Here is a 23154-nt window from a genome sequence, read left to right as displayed (position 1 = left end):
AAATGAGCACTAAAAAATTCATAATAAGCGGTGGCGGTACAGGGGGGCATATTTACCCTGCTATAGCTATTGCTAATGAATTAAAACAGCGTTTTCCAGATAGCGATATATTATTTGTTGGTGCCAACAATAAAATGGAAATGCAAAAAGTGCCGCAGGCAGGTTATAAAATTGTCGGACTCTGGATAGCAGGCATTCAGCGTAAGCTAACGTTAGATAATGTATTGTTCCCTATAAAACTAATAAGTAGTTTGCTAAAATCGCGCAAAATAGTAAAGGAATTTAAACCCGATGTAGTTATTGGTACAGGGGGGTTTGCTAGCGGTCCGTTACTAAAATCGGCAGCGTCGTTAGGAGTGCCAACAGTAGTACAAGAACAAAACTCATACCCTGGCATAACCAACAAATGGCTGGCAAAGCAAGCCAAAAAAATATGTGTTGCCTACGAAAATTTAGAGCAGTTTTTCCCGAAAGAAAAGATTGTTTTTACAGGTAATCCTGTACGGAAAGATCTTATTAATGTTGCTAACAATAAACAAGAAGCCTTACAAACCTACAACCTTAATCCCAGTAAAAAAACGATACTGATTTTAGGCGGTAGTTTAGGGTCAAGGCGCATTAATCAGCTCATAGCGAAAGAGTTGGTTTGGTTGCTCGCGCAAAACGTACAAGTGCTATGGCAGTGTGGCAAATTGTATTACGACGAGTACCAAGTGCATAACGAGAAAGACGGCGTACAAGTACATGCTTTTATCGACAGAATGGATTTAGCCTATGCGGCTGCCGATGTAGTAATATCGCGTTCGGGTGCATCATCCGTATCAGAGCTTTGTATAGTAGGTAAGCCCGTATTGTTTATACCCTCGCCTAACGTAGCAGAGGATCATCAAACCAAAAACGCGCAAGCTATAGTAGATAAACAAGGCGCGCTACTATTAAAAGAAACACAACTCGATACGCAGTTTCAGCCCGTATTTGAGGATGTATTACACAACGAAGAAAAAATGCAAAAGTTAAGCGAAAATATACAACAACTCGCAAAACCCAATGCCACAAACGATATAGTTGAAGAAATAATAAAATTATTGAAAAGCTAATCAACTAAAAAAGAAACATGGAATTAGATAAAATACATAATGTCTACTTTATAGGAATTGGCGGCATTGGCATGAGTGCCCTAGCACGCTATTTTAAATACATAGGCAAAAATGTAGCAGGTTATGATCGTACACCTACACGGCTCACTACTGCTTTGGGTGGGGAGAATATCCACGTTTGTTTTATGGACGATGTAGCATTTATTCCAGACCAATACCAAAACAAAGAAAGTACATTAGTAGTAATAACGCCAGCGGTTAATAAAAACCACCCGCAATGGAAATATTTTACCGATAACGGTTACCAGATAAAAAAACGTGCAGAAGTATTGGGTATTATTACTAAAGATACCTTCTGTTTTGCTGTAGCGGGTACACATGGTAAAACCACAACATCTAGTATATTAGGGCACATACTACACGCAAGTAGGGTAGATGTTACCGCATTTTTAGGAGGTTTAGTAGAGGGGTATAATTCCAACCTTATTGGCAGGGGTAAATCGGTTACCGTAGTAGAAGCTGATGAGTTCGACCGCTCGTTTATGCATTTGCACCCTAATATTGCCTGTATTACCAGTATGGACGCCGACCATTTGGATATTTATGGCGATAGTACAGCAATAGAAGATTCTTTCAGAGAATTTGCAGCAAAAGTTAAAGATAAAAACAAACTGTTTGTACCCAATGGAGTTGCGTTAGATGCTTTAACTATAGGTATTAATGATGGTTCAACATACACAGCTACCAACATTACCATTCAGGATGGTTGGTATATGTTTGATATTGTAACCCCAACCGAAAAAATTCGAGGTGTTAAGTTTGCCCTACCTGGCAGGCACAATATTACCAATGCATTACTAGCATTTGCCATGGCAGCTACCTATGGGGTAAACACTATGGTAATAGCAGGAGCACTATCTACCTTTAAAGGGGTAAAACGCAGGTTTTCGTATCAAATAAAAACACATGACTTGGTGTATATAGACGATTATGCACACCACCCAACAGAGATAGATGCAGTATACAATGCAGTAACAGAACTGTATCCAGATAAAAAGATACTAGCACTGTTTCAGCCTCATTTGTATAGCCGTACAAGAGATTTTATAGATGGTTTTGCCAAGAGCCTTTCGGCTTTTGATACCGTTGCATTATTGGATATTTATCCTGCCCGCGAACTGCCTATTGAGGGCGTTACGTCGCAATGGTTACTAGATAAAATAACGAGTAAAAATAAATGCCTAATAAGCAAAACGGAGGTACTGCCAATGCTACAACAAACCGATGCTACAGTAATTGTAACCATAGGTGCAGGAGATATTGGCGAATTAGTGCCTGAAATTAAAAAAATATTGCATGAAAAAAGTTAATTGGAATAACGTAAGGCTTGTGGTTATACTGCTTGTGGTAGTGTTCCTCTTCTCTTTTTCGGCAAAACGAAACGAAACAAGATGGCTGCAAGAAGCAACCATCTCGTTTGAAGAAACGGAGTATTTTATTACGCGCGATAACGTTAATAAGTTGTTGATACAAAATTACGACAAGGTTACGGACATAAGAAAAGATAAATTAGCTTTGAATAAGCTGGAGAACTCACTCGACCAAAATCCAATGATTGAGAAGGCAGAGGTTTACGCTACGGTAGATGGGAAATTAAAGGCAGTGATACGGCAAAAAAAGCCAGTGGCACGCGTATATTCAGAGTCAGAATCATACTATATTGACCGTAATGGTACCCACATGCCATTATCCGATAGCTACACCGCACGTGTACCTTTGGTAACAGGCAAAGTGGATGAGATTACAAAAGAAAAATTGCAGCAAATACTGTTGTACATCTACAATAACGATTTTTTAAAGAAAAACATTATTGGTATTGATGTGCACCAAAATGGCGATTTAACAATGATGAGTCGTAATTACGATTACAAGATAGCCTTTGGTCAACCCATAACTATCGAAAAAAAATTTAAAAATTACATGGCATTTTTACAAGATGCATCAAAAAATAATATAGCAGAGGAGTACAAAACAATAAATCTGAAATTTACACAACAGGTTGTGTGCACCAAAAAATAGGGTATGGAAAAAGATAGCATTGCAGTAGGGTTAGATATCGGGACAACCAAGATTGTTGCGATGATAGGTAGAGAAAATGAATACGGCAAACTGGAGATTTTGGGCGTTGGTAAATCCAAAAGCCTTGGTGTGGCGCGTGGTGTAGTAAATAACATTACACAAACCATTCAGTCCATCCAAGAAGCAGTACAGGAAGCTGAAGCCGACTCGGATTATAAAATTAACGATGTAGTGGTGGGTATAGCGGGGCAGCACATCCGTAGTATTCAGCACAGCGATTACATTAGCAGAAGCAACCCCGAGGAAGTAATAGGTGATGAAGATATTGATTTGTTAATTAACCAAGTGCATAAACTGGCAATGTTACCCGGTGAAGAGATAATACATGTACTACCACAAGAATTTAAAATAGATGGGCAAACCGAAATAAAAGAACCTATTGGTATGTATGGTGGCAGGCTCGAAGCCAGTTTCCATGTAGTAGTAGGGCAAGCATCGTCCATACGTAATGTAGGCAGGTGTATAAAAAGTGCCGATTTAGACCTTTCGGGACTAACCCTTGAGCCGCTAGCATCGGCAGATGCCGTATTAAGCCAAGAAGAAAAAGAGGCAGGTGTAGCCCTTATTGATATAGGGGGGGGTACTACCGACTTGGCTATTTTTAAAGATGGTATTATTCGCCATACCGCAGTAATCCCTTTTGGGGGTAATGTAATAACTGAAGATATTAAAGAAGGTTGCTCTATTATAGAGAAGCAAGCCGAATTATTAAAAGTAAAATTCGGTTCGGCATGGCCTGGAGAAAATAAAGACAACGAAATTGTTTCTATACCAGGCTTACGTGGCAGAGAACCAAAAGAAATATCGCTTAAAAACCTATCTAAAATAATACATGCCCGTGTGGTAGAGATTATAGAGCAGGTATTTGCCGAGATAAAAGCCTACGGGCACGAGGATCCTCGTAAAAAGTTAATAGCAGGTATTGTGCTAACAGGCGGAGGCTCGCAGTTAAAGCACATAAAACAATTAGTAGAGTACATTACGGGTATGGATACCCGTATAGGTTACCCTAACGAACATTTAGCAGGAAACTCTGACGAAGAGATATCGAGCCCACTTTATGCAACAGCGGTAGGATTGGTAATGAACAGTATTCGTAACAATACCAAAAGCGCAACCCCTTTGGTAGAATTACAAAAACCCACCGCAGCACCCGTGTTTGAGCCAGTGCAGGAGCATAATGAAGAAGAAAAGGAACTTGAGCCAGTAGCAGCACAAGAACCTGAAAACGAAGAAGTAGAATCGACAGCAAAACGTGTAAAACGTTCGTTTTTTGATAAGTATATAGATAAGATTAAAGATTTTTTAGATAACGCAGAATAAAAAACCCGATGATATGATGAGCAATTCAGATTTTGAAAGCATTTCGTTTGATTTACCCAAAAATCAGTCAAACGTTATTAAGGTAATAGGTGTAGGCGGGGGCGGTAGCAACGCAATAAACCACATGTTTAAACAAGGAATTAAGGGGGTAGACTTTATTGTTTGCAACACCGATTCTCAGGCATTGCACAACAGCAGTGTTCCTAACAAAATACAGCTTGGTGTTAGTTTAACCGAAGGGCTTGGTGCGGGTGCCAACCCAGAAGTAGGGCAGCAAGCTGCATTGGAGAGCATAGAGGATATCGAAAAAATGCTCGATACCAATACCAAAATGGTATTTATTACCGCAGGTATGGGTGGTGGTACAGGTACAGGTGCTGCACCAGTAATTGCACAATTGGCTAAAGAAAGAGATATTTTAACAGTAGGTATTGTTACCATACCCTTTCAGTTTGAAGGTAAAGTTCGCTCCGAACAAGCGTTATCAGGAGTAGAGCGTTTACGCAACCAAGTAGACTCTTTAATCGTTATCAACAATAATAAATTACGCGAGGTATACGGTAACTTAGGCTTTAAAGCAGGCTTCTCCAAAGCAGACGAGGTATTAGCAACAGCCTCCAGAGGTATTGCCGAAGTAATTACGCACCATTACACACAGAATATCGACCTTAAAGATGCTAAAACCGTACTATCTAACAGTGGTACAGCCATAATGGGGTCTGCAACTGCTACAGGCGAAAGCCGTGCCAAGGAGGCTATAGCAGGAGCGTTAGATTCACCCTTGTTAAACGATAATAAAATAACAGGAGCTAAAAACGTACTGTTACTTATAGTTTCGGGGACTAACGAAATTACGATTGATGAGATAGGTGAAATTAACGACTACATACAAGTAGAGGCTGGTTTTAACGCCAATATTATTATGGGAGTAGGCGAAGATGAAACCTTAGAAGAAGCGGTTGCCGTAACAGTAATTGCCACAGGGTTTAACGTAGAGCAACAAAATGATATTGTTAATACCGAGCCTAAAAAAATTATACACGCGTTAGAGGAAGAGCAGAAGTTGGTAACCGATTTATTGGATAAAACTGCAATGCCTGCTTTTGATTTTTCTGCACCAACAAACGAAGAACTGCAGCAAGAAGTTACCAATGTAGTTCAGCAAGAAGAGAAAGTAATATATTCACTTGAAGACGAAGTAACCGAAAAAAAGCCTGAAGCGGAGGTGGAAGCAGAAACGCTACCATCTTCGGATTATATTAACGGGTTGGATGTGTTTTTCGAAATTGTTTCTCCAGAACCACAAGTAGTAAAAAGTGTTAACGATATAGAGGTTATAGACCCTGAATTTGTTGTGATAGAAAAAGAACAACCGCAATTTTCTTTTGAGCCAGTTTTAGAAGCAACACAACAAGAGCAGAAGCAAATTTTTGAACTTTCGGATGAAGTTGCTACTAACGATATTAAAGTAAACGACCCGATACGTGTTGTACCAGTTACTGAGGTAAACGAAACAGGTGTTGTACGCTACTCGTTAGAGGATTACTTGGAGAAAGAAAAAGAACTCTTACAATCTAAGCCACAAGCGAAAGAAGAGCCTATAAGTGCAGAGTTAAACCTTACGCTAAAGAAAACAGAAGAGCCAGCAGCAGCATTGTTAACCAACGAGGAGCAGCCATCGCCTATTGAAATGACAATAGAAGAAACCCTTCGTTCAAGAGCAGAAGAGCGTAAAAAACGAATGAAAGAATTTAACTATAAATTCCGCAACAATTCGACAGATGTAGACGAAAGAGAAAAAGAACCCGCTTATAAAAGAATGGGTATTGATATAGATGAATCAAAAACCGACAATAGCAAATCACGCTTTTCATTAGGAACAGATAGTAACGACGATTTACAGTTACGATCGAACAATTCGTTCCTACACGATAACGTAGATTAACTAACCCAACTTTACTTCTTAACCCGAAAACAGCATGCTGTTTTCGGGTTATTTTTTTATCTTCGCAAGCACAATTTATAAAACTAAAATTATGAGTTTACAATCCGATATCATGACAGCTATGAAAGATGCCATGAAGGCAAAAGATACTGTTGCACTCGAAGCATTGCGTGCTATAAAATCGGGTATCCTATTAGCAAAAACCGAGAGTGGTGCTAAAGATGATATTTCTGAAGAAGAAGAAATAAAATTACTGCAAAAACTCGTAAAACAACGTAAAGATAGTGCTGCAATATATACCGAACAGGGTCGTGAGGACCTTGCACAACCTGAACTAGCTCAGGTGGCAGTAATCGAGAAATTCCTGCCAGCACAAATGTCTGAAGCAGAAGTTGAGGCAGTAGTAAAAAGAATTATTGCAGATAATGGTTTCTCTGGTATGCCCGATATGGGTAAAGCTATGGGGATTGCCTCTAAAGAGTTGGCAGGTAAAGCCGATGGTAAAACCATCTCTACAGTAGTAAAAAAATCATTAGCATAAAGTATACTGGATTATTGGGTTTCCAGCGTATCAGAAAAATATAAATTACGTTTTTGATACTCAAAAACCTAAAAAATGGCTCCGTAGTTCAACTGGATAGAATATCAGATTTCGGCTCTGAGGGTTGGGGGTTCGAATCCCTTCGGGGTCACAAAAAAGCAAGCTATTTAGCTTGCTTTTTTGTTTGAGTAAGTTTTTCATAAAACCATACTAATCTACATCAAAAGTATAAAATTGCTACTCCCAATACAATTCAGGAAAGTGACTATGTAATTATAAACGGCTAATAAGTTTAATTTGTTTACATCATTATACTGTCTGCTCCTTTATCATTGAGCCTAAATTTTAACGACACCCAAGTATAACGGTTGCTTTTTTACTTCTTCGTAATAAAAACTATTATAAAGCAGAAAGCCACTATAACACAATTACATTTAAAAATTGTGTATAGTAGCTTTTATATATAGATCAAAATGTGTACAGATGTTACATATAATTTTCTAGTTTAATAGCATTGTAATTGCACTACCTTCTGCCCGTAGCAAGTTTGTATAAAATACCAATTACAGCCAATACCAATAAAATGTGTATTAAACTTCCTACGGCTTCACCAAAGCCAAAAAAGCCTACTAACCATCCGATAATAAGAATAACGACAATTAACCAAATTAAATCTCTCATAATGTTGTTTATTTTTAATGTTAATGGTGTAAAATTATACAATACCATTCGGTTATTGTAATTAATTAAGAATCCTTTAATAGCTAATGTTTTCTTAAAGTCTATTGTAGTTTTCAAATAAATAGTGAAACTAACGGTAATAATTTTTTAATTAAGTATTTTTGTAAGGTATTACAAAAACTTTCATGCAAACACCCTTAAAAGTTGCAATAGTAGGCTCTGGACTCGTAGGATCCTTACTTGCAATATACCTTAAAAGAGCAGGGCATACGGTACACGTTTTCGACCGCAGTCAGGATATACGAACAATAGAATTTTCAGGACGTTCCATTAACTTAGCCATGTCAAATCGTGGCTGGAAAGCATTAGATGATTTAGGATTGGGCGAAGAAGTACGCAAAATAGCTATACCTATGGATAAGCGTGCTATACACCCTATTGGACAAGAGCTTTATTACCAGTATTATGGTAAAGAAGGCGAGAGTATTTATTCCATCTCCAGAGGAGTATTAAACAGAAAAATGATTTCGTTGGCTGAAGCCGAAGGTGTTGAGTTTATTTTTGAAACTAAAATTTGGGATTTAGAGCTCGCTTCGGCAACCCTGCACACAGGAGAGTCCGAGCGTGGTACGTGGGAGGACTTGGATTATGATATGGTTTTTGGTGCCGATGGTGCTTTTTCTAGAGTGCGCCACAGAATGCAACGCCAGAGTATGTTTAACTACTCGCAAGAGTTTTTAAGTTTAGGTTATAAAGAGCTTAACATTCCAGCTAATGCAGACGGAACGCATAAACTTGATAAAAACTCCCTACATATATGGCCACGCCATAACTTTATGTTAATTGCACTACCTAATTTAGATGGTAGTTTTACCTGTACTTTATTTATGCCATTTGAAGGGGAAAAATCCTTCGAATCGTTAAAAGATAAGGAAACGTTAGAGCAATTTTTTGCAGAACACTTCCCGTCTACTATCGATGTAATACCAGAACTCGTAAACGATTTCTTTAAAAACCCAACAAGTACTTTGGTTACCATGAAGTGTTACCCATGGACGTATAAAGATAAAGTAGCATTAATTGGCGATGCATGCCATGCTATAGTGCCTTTTTACGGTCATGGTATGAATGCTGGTTTTGAAGATATTACTATATTAAACGAGTTAATGCAGGAGTATGGCGACGACTGGAAACGTATTTTTAAAGAGTACCAAAAAAGCCGAAAGCCAAATACTGATGCAATTGCAGAGTTATCGTACCGTAATTTTATGGAAATGAGCTCTAAAACAGCAGATGAGAACTTTTTACTTAAAAAGAAAATAGAAAAGCGGTTCTCTGAAAAATATCCTGATAAATGGATGCCACTATACAGTATGGTAACCTTTAGCCACCGCCCGTACAGTGAGGCTTTAGCACTAGGCGATTGGCAAAACAACATTATGAATGAGGTTATGAAAATGGATAACATAGAGCAGCTATGGGATACCAAAGCAGTAGAAAACAAAATACTCGAGCTTTTACAAAAAAAGCACGCTTAAGCCCAGTGGGCTATTACTCACTATCTCTGTTTGCACCCTCTATAGTAAAAGCAGGTAAGCAAATAGCTATATACTCGCAAGGTGCATTAAATGGGTTGGCGTATTGTACTCTGGCTCCCTTACTTATCCTGATAGATTCTCCTGCTCGTAACACAACAGTTTCCCCATCTATAACAAACTGTTTTTTACCCCTTATTATATAGGTGTATTCGTCAAACGTAGGTTCTTGTGGTGGTTCACTCCAATGTGCAGGAGCTATCATGTGTGCTATGGACACCTCTTTATTACCGTCGCTGGCATTTCCAAAGTGCTCTTCAATTAGCTTTCCGTCATCCGTAGGTACTACAAATGGATTTTTCTGTATAAAAAATTTCCTCATCTCGTAAATTATAGTTAGTGTTAATGTGTTGCTTATTAGTTTTTTATAATAAAAATTAAAAACAGCAAGGCTATTAAATTTGTGTGTAACTACTATAAGTCATAAAAATTGTAGCACCCTTACAATAAAACATAGTTAATTGTGTTATTTATATGTAATCTATATTAAATTAAAATTATTATTAACAAATAGTGGTTTCTGCGCATTAAATATAAATTTATGTAAACAAATTGGTATTTTATGTAAAGTTATAGTTATGAGTGCTATGATAAATTAACGTTAAGAAGCAATAAAAAAAACCTTTTTATTTTTTTTTATCTGTTAAAAAATTAAATTTGCCAATCTTAATATAAAGTAAGGTATTAAACAACAAGAAACTATTATTTAAAAAAAATCAAAAACTAAATTTTTTAGAAAAATGGCAAACGCATCTATTCAGAAGGTTGACAAAAAGGGTGAATCTAAGGGCTCTAATTTATTCGCAGGACTAGCTATTGTATTGTGCTTAGTTGTAGCAGCTCTAGTTTGGAAATTTGTAATGGGACACTCATCAAATTTTGAAGGTGGAGATCCAGAGGGGCACCCACTACCAGGTAACTACCTAGCAATGGTTTATAAAGGTGGATACGTTGTACCAGTACTTATGGGACTTTTCTTAATGACAATAGTATTCTCTATCGAGCGTCTAATTGTACTTAACAAAGCAAAAGGTAAAGGAAATGTAGAGGCATTTGTTAGAAAAGTACAAACGCAAATTGCAGGAGGTAACATTAACGAAGCTATAGTTGAGTGTGACAAGCAGCAAGGAACTGTTGCTAATGTTATAAAAGCAGGTTTATTAAAATACGAAGAGGTAAAAAGAGAAGGCTTTGATAGCGAAAGAGCAGAAGCTGCAATACAACAAGAGATAGAAGAGGCAACATCATTAGAAATGCCAATGCTAGAAAAAAACCTTGTAGTAATCTCTACACTAGTATCTATTGGTACACTAACAGGTCTGTTAGGTACAGTAACAGGTATGATTAAAGCATTCGCCGCACTTGGTGCTGGTTCAACTCCAGATTCTGCTGCACTAGCAAATGGTATTTCTGAGGCACTTATTAACACCGCTACAGGTATTGCTACATCAACATTAGCAGTAATTGCGTACAATGCGTTTACATCAAAAATCGATAAATTAACTTACTCTATTGATGAGGCAGGTTTTACAATTACTCAAACGTACAGACGTTTTAGAGCTGCTGCAAACAATGCATAATCAAAAAGTTTAAGCTAATAAATAACATAAAATTTTAAGCAAAAGCAATAGCAGTTGCTTTGCTTAAAGTTTTATATAAACGAATTAAATAATGGCTAAAGTAAAAGTATCTAAAAAGAGCACAAGGATAGATATGACGGCTATGTGTGACGTAGCCTTTCTATTGCTTACGTTCTTTATTTTATCGGCTACATCAAAAGAGCCAGAACCACACCCTGTAGATACACCAGCCTCTACTGTATTGGATAAACTTCCAGAATCTGGAGTTGCCACTATTACCGTAGGAGATAAGCAAGTTTTCTTTAATATTCCAGATAAGGACGTTAAGATAGAAACACTAAAGCGTATCTCTCAGGAATACAACATGAGCTTTACGGAAAGCGAATACGAAGCTTTTGGTAACATGCAAGGTTTTGGAGTGCCTTTAAACCAGTTGAAGGGACTTTTAAAAATGAGTCCAGCAGACAGAAACTCTGAAGGACTACAAAAAGGTATTCCTTTTGATACGGTTAACGACCAGTTAACGAGTTGGGTAAAACAAGCTCGTGAAGCATCTAAAGCAGTTTTGGAGCAAAGAATGATAGATGGTGAAGATATAGAATTTAAAGACCTTGATATTGCCATAAAAGGTGATGGAGAAGAGGAGTATCCCACTATAAAGCGTGTTATAGATATACTACAAGACCAGAAAAAGAATAGATTTTTTCTTGTAACGGGTTTACGAAACGAAGATTTTTAATTGTATTAAAACATAATATAAAATGGCAGAATTAAATACTGACGGCGGCGGTGGCGGTAAAGGCGGTAAGGTAAGAAGTAAAAAATCTAATCCTGCGGTAGACCTTACTGCGATGGTAGATTTAGCCTTCCTACTTATTACCTTCTTTATGCTTACCACATCGTTATCAAAGCCACAATCGATGCCTTTGGCAATGCCAGATAAAGATAAAGATCCAACCGAGCAAGATGATAATACTAAGGTTCCTGAGGAAAGGTTAATGACTATACTTATTGGTAAAGATGATTCTTTATTATGGTATATAGGTAAATTTTCAGAACCTAAAGTTGAGCCTACTAAGGCAGAGTTTGGTAAAGATGGTATTAGGCAAGTACTACTACAGCAAAAAGCTAGAGTAGAAGCTATATCTAAAAGAGATGGCAAACCAGAAGAAGGACTCATTGTTAATATTAAGGCAAGCGATAAATCAAACTATCGTGACCTTATAGATATATTGGATGAGATGGCAATAACACACCCACAGCTATATGCTATAGGTGATATTACAGAACCTGAAGTAGAATTGTTAGAAGAAAAAGGTTTATATTAATTAACCTGCTAACTAACCAAAAAAATAATAATTATGGCAAATATATTCAGGGATAAATGGATTGACATGGTGTTTGAGGGGCGTAACAAAAGTTACGGTGCATACCGCCTGCGTTCTGAGAGTCCTAAAACAACTATTAGAGCCTTTATTGTTGGTGCAATACTTTTTGTAGCACTTATATCGCTACCTATTCTTTCCAGATGGCTGGGTGAAAAAGTTAAAAAAGACGAAGATAAAGTTGATAAAGTAATTGAAGTGGCAGATTTAATGCCACCACCAGAAGAAGAGATAGAACTTCCACCACCACCACCACCTGTAGAGGAGGTATACCAAGCACCAAAATCGGTGGTAGAAGAGGTGAAATTTAAGCCGCTTGAAGCTGCTAAAAAAGAAGAAGTACCAGAAGATCCACCAAAAATTGAGCAGTTTAAAGAAGCAGATCCAAGTTCGAGAAATGCTGAGGCTAGCCCAACAGGTGATATTAATATTGGTAAACCATCGGGTGACCTTGATAAAGGGGTAGAAGCTCCAGATAACACAGTATATAATACTGCTGGACTACAAGTACAACCAGAATATCCAGGTGGTATAAAAGAGTTTTATAACTATGTTAATAAGAACTTTAGAATTCCAGATATTGACCAAGATATGACGGCAAGAATATATGTTTCTTTCGTTGTAGAAAAAGATGGCTCGATGACGGGTATAAAAGTACTTAGAGACCCAGGTTATGGTTTGGGTAAAGAAGCCGAAAGAGTACTTAAATCCATGAAAAAGAAATGGAGTCCTGGTATTCAAAACGGTAAAGCAGTACGTGCTTCGTATAACTTACCAATTACAATTAACATCAAGTCATAGTCGATAGTCGTGATGTTGAAAGATAATAAATCTCAAAATCAAATACAGAAATCGCCTCAGCAGCGATTTCTGTTTGTTTTAGGATTGGTGTTTTTTTTGCTGTATTTGGCACTGGGGCTAATAATAATTTTCTGGAAAACACTTCCGTTATCCATGTCCTATCGCGGTAGGCTTGCCTTCGGAGGTTTACTTATAATCTATGCCTTTATAAGGTTTGTTAGGTTACTTAAAAAGCAACGGGAGTAGTACAACGTTATGAAAAAAATACACATACTAGCTAGTATACCTTTTGTTTTTATAGGGCTTTTTTTTGCCTGTAAAAACAATAATGCTGAAAACGAGCCTGTAAAAGAAACTTCGCTTACGGGTACACTTACACTATATGTTGATAATACTGTACAACCCATTACGGAGGATGTTGTTGCTGTGTTTGAGAGCATATACAATAATGCTACCATAACGCAGGTAAACAAAACAGAAACCGAAGTGGTTAATGCCTTATTGTCTGATAGTATTAAAGTAGCTGTACTTACCAGAAAACTAACTACAGAAGAAGAGGCACATTTTAAACAAAAAAACATATCGCCTAAAATTACACACTTTGCTACAGATGCTATAGCACTAATAGTAAACAAAAGAACTAATGATAGCATTATTAACCTAGAAGAAGTGCTAAACGTTTTACAAGGCAAAGCATCTGATAAAATAGATAAGTTGGTTTTTGATAATCAGAATTCAAGTACCATAAATTACCTATTAAAAAAAGCAGGCGTAACCAGTGTGCCTACACAAAACGTGTATTCATTACAAAATAACGAAGAGGTTATAAAATACATCGATAAAAATGCTGGAGCTATTGGCATTATAGGCGTAGATTGGTTGGTACAGTCGCCACCAAGCCTGCAAAAATATGTAAACAACGTAAAAGTGTTAGCAGTAAGTAATACTGACACAATTACAGGAAATAAAAAATACTACAAACCCTCCCAAAGTAATATAGCAACGGGCGATTATCCGCTTACCCGCAGCGTATATGTATTAAATTATCAGGGTCGTGACGGATTAGGCACAGGGTTTGCAATATATGTAAGTGCACACGAGGGGCAGCGTATCGTCCTTAAGTCAGGATTGTTACCTGTAGAAATCCCGTCGAGGGACATTATTGTGCGAAACGAATTATAAGTAACTACAAAATATTAATAAAAGGAGTACAAAAATGATTAAGATCGAAAAATTCAAATTTCTTGGATTATCACTATTGCTATTCGGTGCAGCAAATGCCCAAGATGCTGAACAAGCAAAAAGGGCTATTGATGCCGAAAAATATCAAAATGCCAAAAACAACCTCAAGTCGCTAATTACATCAAAAAGTGACGAAGGTAAAAATTACTTCTTATTAGGCGATGTTTATCTAAAACAAGAAGAGCAAGACTCGGCAGCACTGTATTTTAATAAAGGTAAAAACGCAAAACGTGATGCTGAATACAACCTAATTGGTCTTGCCCATATCGACCTTAACAACGGTAATACTTCTGCTGCACAAGCTAAGTTTAAAGAAGTAGAGGACGATATGCGACGCAAAGACGTGGAGCAGTATGTTTACATGGGGCGTGCCTATATAAATTCGGATAAACCAAACTACGATAAGGCAATAGCAATATTAAAGAAGGCCCTTGAAAAAGATAGCAAAAATGCACAAGCCTATTTAAGTCTTGGAGATGCTTACGTGGGTAGCGAAATGTATAACGAAGCATACAAGGCTTACCGAACTGCTTTTAACTTAGATAATTCGGTACTCCGTGCTAAGCTGCAACTGGGCGTTATTACCAAAAATACCAGAGCCGCTTTTCCAGAGGCAATAAAAGAGTTCAACAATATTTTAGCGATAGACTCTAAATACGGACCAGCTTACAGAGAGCTTGCAGAAACATACTCGCTTTGGGCAAATACCGATACCTCTAAATACAACGAGTACATTAAAAAGGCTCTAGATTATTACGAGAAATACATGCAGTTAACCGATTATTCGCTTAACTCGCGTATGCGTCATGCAGATTTCCTTGTCTTGGCAAAAGACTACAAGGCACTTGAGGCAGAAGCTAAAAAAATGCAAGAGCTAGATAAAGTAAATCCACGAATACTACGTTACCTATCCTATTCGGCATACGAAAATGGCAATTACGAAGGAAGCCTTACAGCAATGGAAGAGTTTATTGCTAAAGTAGACCCTAACCGATTAATTGCAAGAGATTACCTGTATTTAGGTTTGGCAAAATTAGCCTCTACAGTTAGTACAGATGAGGAAGGAAACTCTATAATAACTGATCAAGCCGTATTTGATGCCGCTATTGAAGATATTAAGAAAGCTGCTGAAATGGATATTGAAATTACCAATGAGTACAATGCCATAGGTAAAAAACTATTTAAGCAACGTTTATATGGTCCCGCATCAATTGTATTTGAAGTAGCTACCACTAATCCAGAAAACAGAAATGCTTTTTACGATAATTTTTACCTAGCCTATTCTATTTACTACGACCACGTAAACAAATCGGAAGAAGACAGAAAATTAAACCTAGAGCGTTTAATGGTAGCCGATGGAGCACTTACAAAAGTAATTGAACTTTCTCCAGAAGCACAGGATGCTTTTCTTTTCAAGGCACGAATTAACCAATACATGCAAACAGAAGAAGCCTATGTTGAGATGGCAAAAGCTTATGATGAGTACGTTCGTATTGTATCTGCTAAAGGTGCAGACCAGTTGAGTGATGGCGAGCGTAAAAACCTAGTAGAGGCATACTCTAATGCGGGTGCCTACTATGCTGTTATCGAAAAAGAAAAAGCAGTAGAATATTTTACTAAGGCGTTAGAGCTTGCTCCAGAAGATGAGTACGTTAAAAATGAATTAGAGCGTTTACAAAAGTAACGTTACACTATAAAGTTTAAAGTAAAAAACCGTTTTGCATTGCAAAACGGTTTTTTATTGCTTTGCATTTTAATACGTATCTTTGCACCCTATTTTAAAAACAATGTTAGAAAAGGAAGTACAAATAGCAGTAGAAAAAGGCGAAATGCTACCCCTAATGGAGGAGTTTTACACCATACAAGGTGAAGGCTACCATACTGGTACACCAGCTTATTTTATACGCGTGGGCGGTTGTGATGTAGGATGCCATTGGTGCGATGTTAAAGAAAGTTGGAATGCCGAGCTGCACCCACCTACAGTTACCGACACCATTGTAGAAAACGCAGCTAAACATGCTAAAACCATTGTAATAACAGGAGGCGAGCCATTAACATGGGATATGAACCCGATTACTACTAAGTTAAAAGCACGCGGAATGTCGGTACATATCGAAACTTCAGGGGCTTATCCTGTTACAGGTACATGGGACTGGTTTTGCCTATCGCCCAAAAAAAACAAACTTCCTGTTGATGATGCCTATGCTATAACTAACGAGCTAAAAGTTATTATCCATAACAAGCACGATTTTTTATTTGCCGAAGAACAAGCAGCCAAAACCAACGATAATGCCATTCTGTTTTTACAACCCGAATGGAGTAAAAAAGAACAAATGACGCCACTTATTGTAGATTATGTTATGAATAATCCGAAATGGCGTATATCTTTACAAACACATAAATATTTAAATATTCCATAAATCACTTTAAAAACAATAACAATGAAAAAATTAGTATTTGCTTTCGTATTTATGTTGGCTGCACAATTTACTTTTGCACAAGATGCTGCTTTTAAAGCCGACGTAAAAAAAATGATGGAGCTAACAGGTGCTACTGCACAAATGGATATGGCAAAAAAACAAGTAATGGCTATGGTTCCTGCCGATAAACAAGCAGATTTTACAAAAGAATTTGAAAAATCTTTAGAACCCGTATTGGAGTCGCAAACCAATTTTTATATGAAAGAATTTACGCATCAAGAGATTAAAGATCTTATTAAATTCTATCAGTCGCCATTGGGTAGAAAACTTGCCGAAAAAAGCACTAAACTTGCCGAAGAAAACATCCAAACCATGCAAGAATGGAGTATGGAGCTACAAGGCATTATGATGAAATATATGCAATAGTACACCTATTACATAATAATAAAAAAAGCTCCTACCAAAGGGGCTTTTTTACTTTACAGATAGCTTGGCTAAATAATCGTAATGTTTACCTTTCAGAATCAAATCACAATCCAACCCGTTGGCATGTGCCGCATTTTGTAGCGTATTATAATCAATATACATCCAGTTAAACGGTGTTTCGTTTTCACCTTTGTAACTTACGTTAAAAACTACCTCACCGTAGTAGGTAGTATCGGTAGGTATCCATTTACCACCATCTTCATCTTCATCAAACATATATATAATATCAGAGGAATCCAGTAATACCTGCCCACCCTTAGCTAATAACGATTTAATTTGCTGTAAAAAATCAGCAATTTTATTCAGTCGTCCACACATTCCCGCACCATTCATCAGCAAAAGTATCGTATCAAATTTTTCATCCTCCAGCTCCATAACATCTTTAACCAATGCATTGTTAATGCCGCGTAATTTGCAGGCTTCAATGGCATTGGCAGATATATCTATGGCAGTAACATCCAAACCTTTTTCCTTTTGTAAATATAAGCTATGGCTCCCTGCGCCACATCCTACATCGAGTACTTTTCCCCTTGCTAATCCAAGTGCTTCTTGTTCTATTTTAGGCATCGCTTTAAAGTCCCTAAACAAATAAGCAACACTCATTTCGTCTGCTTCAGATATAGAGGTTGCAGTAATTAAATCTTCTGGATTATTATTGGTTTGGTAGTCCAGTATGGCTTTCCCGAAAAGGTCTTTCATTTTTTTATACTTTTACGCCCTTACTAATAATTTACTGTAATCCTAATGGACGATTTTTTAAAACAGCTTCCTAAGCTCGCCAAAGATAAGCATAACGAGAACAAAAAGTTTTTTGATAAGTTAAAAAAGAAAACGCCCAAAAACTTGGATTACATTATGCAGGATTTGCACGATGAGGAGTTTGAAAGAACAGATTGCCTAACCTGTGCGAACTGCTGTAAAACAACAGGGCCTTTATTTACTATTGCCGATGTAGAGCGTATTGCCAAGCATTTACGGTTAAAACCACAGAAATTTATTGAGCAGTACTTGCGTATTGATGAAGATAACGATTATGTGTTGCAAAGTGTACCTTGTACTTTTTTGGATAACGATAATTATTGTATGATATATGATGTACGACCCAAAGCATGCCGTGAGTTTCCGCATACGGATAGGAAAAAGTTTCAGCAAATAAGTAACCTAACGTTAAAAAATATAGCCATTTGCCCTGCAGCGTATAACATAGTGGAGGAAATGAAAAAACGGATACCATAAAAAAAGCCTTCGTTATAACGAAGGCTTTTTTTATGCGGCAAGCTCTGTCTCGGTACTTTGTATTTCGGCTATAATAGCTTTTACACTTTCTATCTTGGCGTCAATGTAGTCAATTAGTTCCTCTATTTTATCTTTTATATACGATAGAAAATGTATTAAATCTTCCACATACTCTTTTATCTTAGCTACATGTTCCATAATGTAGTAAATAAAGTTTTGTATTTTGGTACCAATATCCATTGTTAATGTGTTTTTATATTTTACGGATTGAAATTACAAAAACACTTACATACCATAAAGTACTTTGTAATAATATTAAGAAATTAGTAATTGTTTAATTAGTAGATAAGATATTTTTCTCGCATTAGCTTAAACGCTGTAAGTCCTTCTTTCCAACTCTCCCTAATTTCGTTTTCCGTTTTCCCCGCTTCTATTTGTTCCTGTAATTGTTTAGTACCCGCTAACTTGGTAAAAAATGCGGTAAAAAATTCTGTTTTATTGTTGTTGGCTTTCTCATAAGCATTAATTAACCATTTTAACTCTAGTTGTGTAACGGGTGTTATTTTAGTCAAATCTTCGCCATAGCAAACTTTACCGTTGTGTTTTGGGCCTTTAGCACCCTCGTTTGGCATGGGTGTAAAACTAAAATTGGTTTTTGGTAAAAACGGAGCACCATATATTTGGAACTGCATGTTTGTGCCACGTCCTACACTAATAGTAGTGCCCTCAAAAAAACACAGGCTAGGGTACAAGTTTATGGCTTGGCTGTTGGGTAAATTAGGCGATGGTTTTACAGGCAAATTGTACGGCATGCTTCTATTATAGTTGGTGCAAGGTATTACTGCCAAGTTGCACCTAACATTATTTTGTAACCACTCTTCGCCATTAATCATCCGTGCATATTCGCCAATCGTCATACCATGTAATACAGGTATAGGGTGCATACCCACAAAACTTTTATACTCCATTTCCAGCACAGGACCATCAACAATACTACCGTTGGGATTAGGTCGATCCAACACCACCAACGGAATGTTATTATCTGCACAAGCCTCCATTACATAATGTAATGATGATATGTAGGTATAAAATCGTGCCCCCACATCCTGTAAATCAAAAACTAATATATCAATCCCTATAAGCTGTTCGGGTTTTGGCTTTTTGTTATTGCCGTATAGTGATACAATGGGTAATCCTGTTTTAGTATCTTTCCCATCTTTTATTAATTCGCCAGCATCGGCAGTACCCCTAAACCCATGCTCAGGAGCGTATATTTTTTGTAGTGCAATGTTCTTCTCCAGTAAAAAATCGACTAAATGCTCTTGCTTACCACGTACCGTTATAATACCTGTTTGGTTGGTTACAATCCCTACTTTTTTCCCTCGTAATAGAGGTAAATAATGTTCGTAATTATCGGCACCTGTTTTTATAGTTTGTGTTACAGGTATTTTAACTATAGCTTTTTTATTTTCGGCTACGGTATTGCTACTGTTATCCATTTTTGTATTCACAGAATTTCCGCAGGCTGCTAACAATATAAGTGAGAATAATAATGTATTTTTGAAAAACGAATAAGATACCATATATCAGTTTGAATTTAGAATATTTTATTGCCCGTAGGCTAGTTACTGCCAAGAATCATAAAAGTAGTATATCTGCTCCAATTATAAAAATAGCTATAATAGCCATAGCTATTGGTATTATTATGATGATTATTGCTGTGGCAACAGGAGTTGGGCTACAAGATAAAATCCGCGAAAAAGTGGCCGCTTTTAACGGACACATTATTATATCGAATTACGACGATAATGTTTCGCAGGTTAGTGTTGCTCCACTTGCTATAGAGCAAGATTTTTATCCTGAATTTAAAGCTGTAGAAGGCATTACCCATGTACAAGCCGTAGCAGCTAAAGCTGGAATTATAAGAACGGAAGAATCAGTAGAAGGTATTGTTTTTAAAGGAGTAGGGAAGGACTACAAATGGCATAACCTTGAGGAATATATTATTAATGGTAGGATACCCAATTTAAACGATAAATTAAATAGTGAAGTAATCCTCTCACAATACTTAGCCGATAGGTTAAAATTAAAGGTAGGCGATAAGTTTAATACCTTTTTTATGAAAGAAGATGCCAACAGCATGCCCAATATGCGGGTGTTTGAAATTGTAGGTATTTTTAATTCAGGCTTTCAGGAATTTGATGCCACGTATGTACTAGGCGATATACGGCATGTGCAACGCATTAATAAGTGGAGAAATGGCGAAGTAGGCTCGTTTGAAGTTTTTATTGATGATTTTGATGAACTCCAACAAAAAGGCGATGAAGTGTACAATGCCATATCCTCTACACTGGATAGCCGTACTATAAAAGATAAATACTATAATATTTTTGAATGGTTAAAGCTCTTCGACTTTAATATCATACTCATTATTGTAATCATGATAGTAGTGGGTACCATTAATATGGTAGTAGCCTTGCTGGTACTAATATTAGAACGTACCCAAATGATAGGAATGTTAAAAGCACTTGGTGCTAATAATTGGAGTGTACGCAAAATATTTTTATACAACGCAGGTTATCTTATTATAAAAGGCTTGCTTTGGGGTAATACCATAAGTATTGGTTTGCTATTAATCCAAAAATATTTTGAAGTAATAAAACTACCACCCGAAAATTATTACGTAACCGTAGCGCCAGTAACTATAAATATACCCGCTATACTGCTTATAAACGTAGGAACAATAGTAGTATGTTTAACCCTATTACTCATTCCGTCCTATATTATCACTAAAATTTCGCCTGTAAAAGCACTTCGTTTTGATTAATTTTTAATGGAAATTAAACTTTACAGATAAAAAATCAAGAGTCGCTAACGACAGAACAAACTTTGGTGTAAATTTTTTTGATAAAAAAAGAAGATGTAACTTTAATGTTTCTAACACGTTACAAAAAAGTTAAGAAAAAGGGGTGAAAAGATTTTGCGAGATTGGGAAAGAGTACTACATTTGCACCCGCAATACAGCGCCGTACAGACACAGATTGAAGACGAGAATTAGTAAAAAAAAAGGCAAAAAAACCCTTTGAAAAGCTAAAAAAAGCAATTACCTTTGCTGCCCTGTTATAAAGATAGGAAACCAGACAAAGCCAAGTTGTGAAAGCGTTGTGAAAAAAAGCTAAAAAAATTTTTCAGAACCCTTGTCAGAGAAAAAAAAAGGCGTACATTTGCACCCGCTTACAACAACAGCGATGAAGTTGAGAGCAGATAATAAGAGAAGACACGTTCATAGACATATTGAATTGACAGCAAAAAAGAGAGAGTAAGAACTCGCTTAGAAGCGAAAAAACCTAGCAAAAAAGTCGTAAAATATTAAAATATACGATGAAGAGTTTGATCCTGGCTCAGGATGAACGCTAGCGGCAGGCCTAACACATGCAAGTCGAGGGGTATAAGTTAGCTTGCTAACTTAGAGACCGGCGCACGGGTGCGTAACGCGTATGCAATCTACCTTGTACAGGGGGATAGCCCAGAGAAATTTGGATTAATACCCCATAGTATATAGCAGTGGCATCACTACTATATTAAAGATTCATCAGTACAAGATGAGCATGCGTCCCATTAGCTAGTTGGTATGGTAACGGCATACCAAGGCAATGATGGGTAGGGGTCCTGAGAGGGAGATCCCCCACACTGGTACTGAGACACGGACCAGACTCCTACGGGAGGCAGCAGTGAGGAATATTGGACAATGGGCGCAAGCCTGATCCAGCCATGCCGCGTGCAGGATGACGGTCCTATGGATTGTAAACTGCTTTTATACAGGAAGAAACCCTGGCTCGTGAGCCAGTTTGACGGTACTGTACGAATAAGGATCGGCTAACTCCGTGCCAGCAGCCGCGGTAATACGGAGGATCCAAGCGTTATCCGGAATCATTGGGTTTAAAGGGTCCGTAGGCGGTTTTATAAGTCAGTGGTGAAATCCGGCAGCTCAACTGTCGAACTGCCATTGATACTGTAGAACTTGAATTATTATGAAGTAACTAGAATATGTAGTGTAGCGGTGAAATGCTTAGAGATTACATGGAATACCAATTGCGAAGGCAGGTTACTAATAATATATTGACGCTGATGGACGAAAGCGTGGGTAGCGAACAGGATTAGATACCCTGGTAGTCCACGCCGTAAACGATGGATACTAGCTGTTCGGTAGCAATACTGAGTGGCTAAGCGAAAGTGATAAGTATCCCACCTGGGGAGTACGAACGCAAGTTTGAAACTCAAAGGAATTGACGGGGGCCCGCACAAGCGGTGGAGCATGTGGTTTAATTCGATGATACGCGAGGAACCTTACCAGGGCTTAAATGTAGAGTGACAGATTTGGAAACAGATTTTTCTTCGGACACTTTACAAGGTGCTGCATGGTTGTCGTCAGCTCGTGCCGTGAGGTGTCAGGTTAAGTCCTATAACGAGCGCAACCCCTGTTGTTAGTTGCCATCGAGTAAAGTCGGGAACTCTAACAAGACTGCCGGTGCAAACCGCGAGGAAGGTGGGGATGACGTCAAATCATCACGGCCCTTACGTCCTGGGCTACACACGTGCTACAATGGCCGGTACAGAGAGCAGCCACTAGGCGACTAGGAGCGAATCTACAAAACCGGTCACAGTTCGGATTGGAGTCTGCAA

General features: G+C 37.6%; 22 protein-coding genes, 1 tRNA gene and 1 rRNA gene (1 of these 24 only partly in view). 19 read left to right on the top strand and 5 right to left on the bottom strand.

Annotated elements, in window-relative coordinates; translation table 11 throughout:
• Nucleotides 1-2 precede the first annotated feature (2 nt).
• From murG to K1I41_RS01345, 7 genes are all read left to right on the top strand, one after another.
• Complete coding sequence (murG, locus tag K1I41_RS01375) at nucleotides 3-1097, top strand: undecaprenyldiphospho-muramoylpentapeptide beta-N-acetylglucosaminyltransferase (RefSeq protein ID WP_220640896.1); 1095 nt, start codon at nucleotides 3-5, stop codon at nucleotides 1095-1097.
• A gap of 17 nt (nucleotides 1098-1114) precedes the next feature.
• Nucleotides 1115-2467 (top strand): UDP-N-acetylmuramate--L-alanine ligase, encoded by a 1353-nt coding sequence (gene murC / locus K1I41_RS01370; RefSeq protein ID WP_220640895.1) that lies wholly within the window; start codon nucleotides 1115-1117, stop codon nucleotides 2465-2467.
• Entirely contained in the window at nucleotides 2454-3176 is a 723-nt protein-coding gene (locus tag K1I41_RS01365) for a cell division protein FtsQ/DivIB (protein ID WP_220640894.1), read from the top strand. Before murC ends, K1I41_RS01365 begins: the two co-directional genes overlap by 14 nt.
• Nucleotides 3177-3179: 3 nt before the next feature.
• On the top strand, nucleotides 3180-4559 hold the full coding sequence (ftsA, locus tag K1I41_RS01360) for a cell division protein FtsA (RefSeq protein WP_220640893.1): 1380 nt from the start codon (nucleotides 3180-3182) through the stop codon (nucleotides 4557-4559).
• Between the two features lie 13 nt (nucleotides 4560-4572).
• Nucleotides 4573-6504 carry a cell division protein FtsZ gene (gene ftsZ, locus K1I41_RS01355; protein ID WP_220640892.1) on the top strand — a complete coding sequence of 644 codons (1932 nt, stop codon included), beginning with the start codon at nucleotides 4573-4575 and terminating at the stop codon, nucleotides 6502-6504.
• A 91-nt stretch (nucleotides 6505-6595) separates the two neighbouring features.
• Nucleotides 6596-7045: a GatB/YqeY domain-containing protein gene (locus K1I41_RS01350; protein ID WP_220640891.1), complete on the top strand. Its 450-nt coding sequence runs from the start codon at nucleotides 6596-6598 to the stop codon at nucleotides 7043-7045.
• A gap of 77 nt (nucleotides 7046-7122) precedes the next feature.
• Nucleotides 7123-7196: transfer RNA gene (locus tag K1I41_RS01345), tRNA-Arg, on the top strand.
• Between the two features lie 374 nt (nucleotides 7197-7570).
• Here K1I41_RS01345 and K1I41_RS01340 read toward each other — a convergent pair.
• Nucleotides 7571-7726 (bottom strand): lmo0937 family membrane protein, encoded by a 156-nt coding sequence (locus K1I41_RS01340; RefSeq protein WP_220640890.1) that lies wholly within the window; start codon nucleotides 7724-7726, stop codon nucleotides 7571-7573.
• Between the two features lie 185 nt (nucleotides 7727-7911).
• Here K1I41_RS01340 and K1I41_RS01335 point away from each other — a divergent pair, with 185 nt between their 5' ends.
• Nucleotides 7912-9264, top strand: a complete 1353-nt coding sequence (locus tag K1I41_RS01335) for an FAD-dependent oxidoreductase (protein WP_220640889.1) — start codon at nucleotides 7912-7914, stop codon at nucleotides 9262-9264.
• Nucleotides 9265-9277: 13 nt separating this feature from the next.
• Here K1I41_RS01335 and K1I41_RS01330 read toward each other — a convergent pair whose 3' ends face one another.
• The gene (locus K1I41_RS01330) at nucleotides 9278-9643 is read right to left on the bottom strand and encodes a cupin domain-containing protein (RefSeq protein WP_220640888.1); all 366 of its coding nucleotides are present in this window, start codon (nucleotides 9641-9643) and stop codon (nucleotides 9278-9280) included.
• Between the two features lie 418 nt (nucleotides 9644-10061).
• On the opposite strand from K1I41_RS01330, the gene K1I41_RS01325 reads away from it, so the two are divergent.
• The 8 genes from K1I41_RS01325 to K1I41_RS01290 all read left to right on the top strand — a co-directional run bounded on the left by K1I41_RS01325 (nucleotide 10062) and on the right by K1I41_RS01290 (nucleotide 17175).
• Nucleotides 10062-10901 (top strand): MotA/TolQ/ExbB proton channel family protein, encoded by an 840-nt coding sequence (locus tag K1I41_RS01325; RefSeq protein ID WP_220640887.1) that lies wholly within the window; start codon nucleotides 10062-10064, stop codon nucleotides 10899-10901.
• A gap of 91 nt (nucleotides 10902-10992) precedes the next feature.
• Nucleotides 10993-11640 (top strand): ExbD/TolR family protein, encoded by a 648-nt coding sequence (locus K1I41_RS01320; RefSeq protein ID WP_220640886.1) that lies wholly within the window; start codon nucleotides 10993-10995, stop codon nucleotides 11638-11640.
• A gap of 22 nt (nucleotides 11641-11662) precedes the next feature.
• Nucleotides 11663-12229: an ExbD/TolR family protein gene (locus K1I41_RS01315; RefSeq protein ID WP_220640885.1), complete on the top strand. Its 567-nt coding sequence runs from the start codon at nucleotides 11663-11665 to the stop codon at nucleotides 12227-12229.
• Nucleotides 12230-12262: 33 nt separating this feature from the next.
• Nucleotides 12263-13087: an energy transducer TonB gene (locus K1I41_RS01310; RefSeq protein WP_220640884.1), complete on the top strand. Its 825-nt coding sequence runs from the start codon at nucleotides 12263-12265 to the stop codon at nucleotides 13085-13087.
• Nucleotides 13088-13342: 255 nt separating this feature from the next.
• Complete coding sequence (locus K1I41_RS01305; protein ID WP_220640883.1) at nucleotides 13343-14269, top strand: PstS family phosphate ABC transporter substrate-binding protein; 927 nt, start codon at nucleotides 13343-13345, stop codon at nucleotides 14267-14269.
• A gap of 34 nt (nucleotides 14270-14303) precedes the next feature.
• A complete protein-coding gene (locus K1I41_RS01300; RefSeq protein ID WP_255566950.1) occupies nucleotides 14304-16013 on the top strand; it encodes a tetratricopeptide repeat protein in 1710 nt (569 codons plus the stop codon).
• A 103-nt stretch (nucleotides 16014-16116) separates the two neighbouring features.
• Nucleotides 16117-16749, top strand: a complete 633-nt coding sequence (locus K1I41_RS01295) for a 7-carboxy-7-deazaguanine synthase QueE (protein ID WP_220640882.1) — start codon at nucleotides 16117-16119, stop codon at nucleotides 16747-16749.
• Between the two features lie 21 nt (nucleotides 16750-16770).
• Complete coding sequence (locus K1I41_RS01290; RefSeq protein ID WP_220640881.1) at nucleotides 16771-17175, top strand: DUF2059 domain-containing protein; 405 nt, start codon at nucleotides 16771-16773, stop codon at nucleotides 17173-17175.
• 48 nt (nucleotides 17176-17223) lie between these two features.
• On the opposite strand, the gene K1I41_RS01285 is transcribed toward K1I41_RS01290, so the two are convergent.
• Nucleotides 17224-17934: a class I SAM-dependent methyltransferase gene (locus K1I41_RS01285; RefSeq protein ID WP_220640880.1), complete on the bottom strand. Its 711-nt coding sequence runs from the start codon at nucleotides 17932-17934 to the stop codon at nucleotides 17224-17226.
• A 45-nt stretch (nucleotides 17935-17979) separates the two neighbouring features.
• Here K1I41_RS01285 and K1I41_RS01280 point away from each other — a divergent pair, with 45 nt between their 5' ends.
• Nucleotides 17980-18471, top strand: coding sequence for a YkgJ family cysteine cluster protein (locus tag K1I41_RS01280; RefSeq protein WP_220640879.1), 492 nt, complete (start codon nucleotides 17980-17982; stop codon nucleotides 18469-18471).
• Between the two features lie 30 nt (nucleotides 18472-18501).
• On the opposite strand, the gene K1I41_RS01275 is transcribed toward K1I41_RS01280, so the two are convergent.
• Both K1I41_RS01275 and K1I41_RS01270 read right to left on the bottom strand, forming a co-directional pair.
• Nucleotides 18502-18711 (bottom strand): hypothetical protein, encoded by a 210-nt coding sequence (locus K1I41_RS01275; protein ID WP_220640878.1) that lies wholly within the window; start codon nucleotides 18709-18711, stop codon nucleotides 18502-18504.
• Nucleotides 18712-18809: 98 nt separating this feature from the next.
• Nucleotides 18810-20054: an exo-beta-N-acetylmuramidase NamZ family protein gene (locus K1I41_RS01270; RefSeq protein ID WP_220640877.1), complete on the bottom strand. Its 1245-nt coding sequence runs from the start codon at nucleotides 20052-20054 to the stop codon at nucleotides 18810-18812.
• Nucleotides 20055-20062: 8 nt separating this feature from the next.
• Here K1I41_RS01270 and K1I41_RS01265 point away from each other — a divergent pair, with 8 nt between their 5' ends.
• Together K1I41_RS01265 and K1I41_RS01260 are read left to right on the top strand one after the other, a co-directional pair.
• Nucleotides 20063-21298: an ABC transporter permease gene (locus K1I41_RS01265; protein ID WP_220640876.1), complete on the top strand. Its 1236-nt coding sequence runs from the start codon at nucleotides 20063-20065 to the stop codon at nucleotides 21296-21298.
• Nucleotides 21299-21849: 551 nt separating this feature from the next.
• A 16S ribosomal RNA gene (locus tag K1I41_RS01260) occupies nucleotides 21850-23154 on the top strand (it continues 215 nt past the right edge of the window).

The organism is Flavobacterium litorale, assembly GCF_019613795.1.
GTDB classification, from domain to species: domain Bacteria; phylum Bacteroidota; class Bacteroidia; order Flavobacteriales; family Flavobacteriaceae; genus Flavobacterium; species Flavobacterium litorale.
The sequence above is the reverse complement of the archived record's forward strand: the minus strand, read 5'-3'. Positions and strand labels throughout refer to the sequence as shown.

Coding starts and splice junctions, on each gene's coding strand:
- K1I41_RS01280 (WP_220640879.1), top strand. CDS start 17,980: ATGGACGATTTTTTAAAACAGCTTCCTAAGCTCGCCAAAGATAAGCAT.
- K1I41_RS01315 (WP_220640885.1), top strand. CDS start 11,663: ATGGCAGAATTAAATACTGACGGCGGCGGTGGCGGTAAAGGCGGTAAG.
- K1I41_RS01270 (WP_220640877.1), bottom strand. CDS start 20,054: ATGGTATCTTATTCGTTTTTCAAAAATACATTATTATTCTCACTTATA.
- K1I41_RS01335 (WP_220640889.1), top strand. CDS start 7,912: ATGCAAACACCCTTAAAAGTTGCAATAGTAGGCTCTGGACTCGTAGGA.
- K1I41_RS01305 (WP_220640883.1), top strand. CDS start 13,343: ATGAAAAAAATACACATACTAGCTAGTATACCTTTTGTTTTTATAGGG.
- ftsA (WP_220640893.1), top strand. CDS start 3,180: ATGGAAAAAGATAGCATTGCAGTAGGGTTAGATATCGGGACAACCAAG.
- K1I41_RS01340 (WP_220640890.1), bottom strand. CDS start 7,726: ATGAGAGATTTAATTTGGTTAATTGTCGTTATTCTTATTATCGGATGG.
- K1I41_RS01310 (WP_220640884.1), top strand. CDS start 12,263: ATGGCAAATATATTCAGGGATAAATGGATTGACATGGTGTTTGAGGGG.
- K1I41_RS01300 (WP_255566950.1), top strand. CDS start 14,304: ATGATTAAGATCGAAAAATTCAAATTTCTTGGATTATCACTATTGCTA.
- K1I41_RS01320 (WP_220640886.1), top strand. CDS start 10,993: ATGGCTAAAGTAAAAGTATCTAAAAAGAGCACAAGGATAGATATGACG.
- K1I41_RS01330 (WP_220640888.1), bottom strand. CDS start 9,643: ATGAGGAAATTTTTTATACAGAAAAATCCATTTGTAGTACCTACGGAT.
- murC (WP_220640895.1), top strand. CDS start 1,115: ATGGAATTAGATAAAATACATAATGTCTACTTTATAGGAATTGGCGGC.
- K1I41_RS01285 (WP_220640880.1), bottom strand. CDS start 17,934: ATGAAAGACCTTTTCGGGAAAGCCATACTGGACTACCAAACCAATAAT.
- K1I41_RS01350 (WP_220640891.1), top strand. CDS start 6,596: ATGAGTTTACAATCCGATATCATGACAGCTATGAAAGATGCCATGAAG.
- K1I41_RS01295 (WP_220640882.1), top strand. CDS start 16,117: ATGTTAGAAAAGGAAGTACAAATAGCAGTAGAAAAAGGCGAAATGCTA.
- K1I41_RS01275 (WP_220640878.1), bottom strand. CDS start 18,711: ATGGATATTGGTACCAAAATACAAAACTTTATTTACTACATTATGGAA.
- K1I41_RS01325 (WP_220640887.1), top strand. CDS start 10,062: ATGGCAAACGCATCTATTCAGAAGGTTGACAAAAAGGGTGAATCTAAG.
- K1I41_RS01365 (WP_220640894.1), top strand. CDS start 2,454: ATGAAAAAAGTTAATTGGAATAACGTAAGGCTTGTGGTTATACTGCTT.
- K1I41_RS01290 (WP_220640881.1), top strand. CDS start 16,771: ATGAAAAAATTAGTATTTGCTTTCGTATTTATGTTGGCTGCACAATTT.
- murG (WP_220640896.1), top strand. CDS start 3: ATGAGCACTAAAAAATTCATAATAAGCGGTGGCGGTACAGGGGGGCAT.
- ftsZ (WP_220640892.1), top strand. CDS start 4,573: ATGATGAGCAATTCAGATTTTGAAAGCATTTCGTTTGATTTACCCAAA.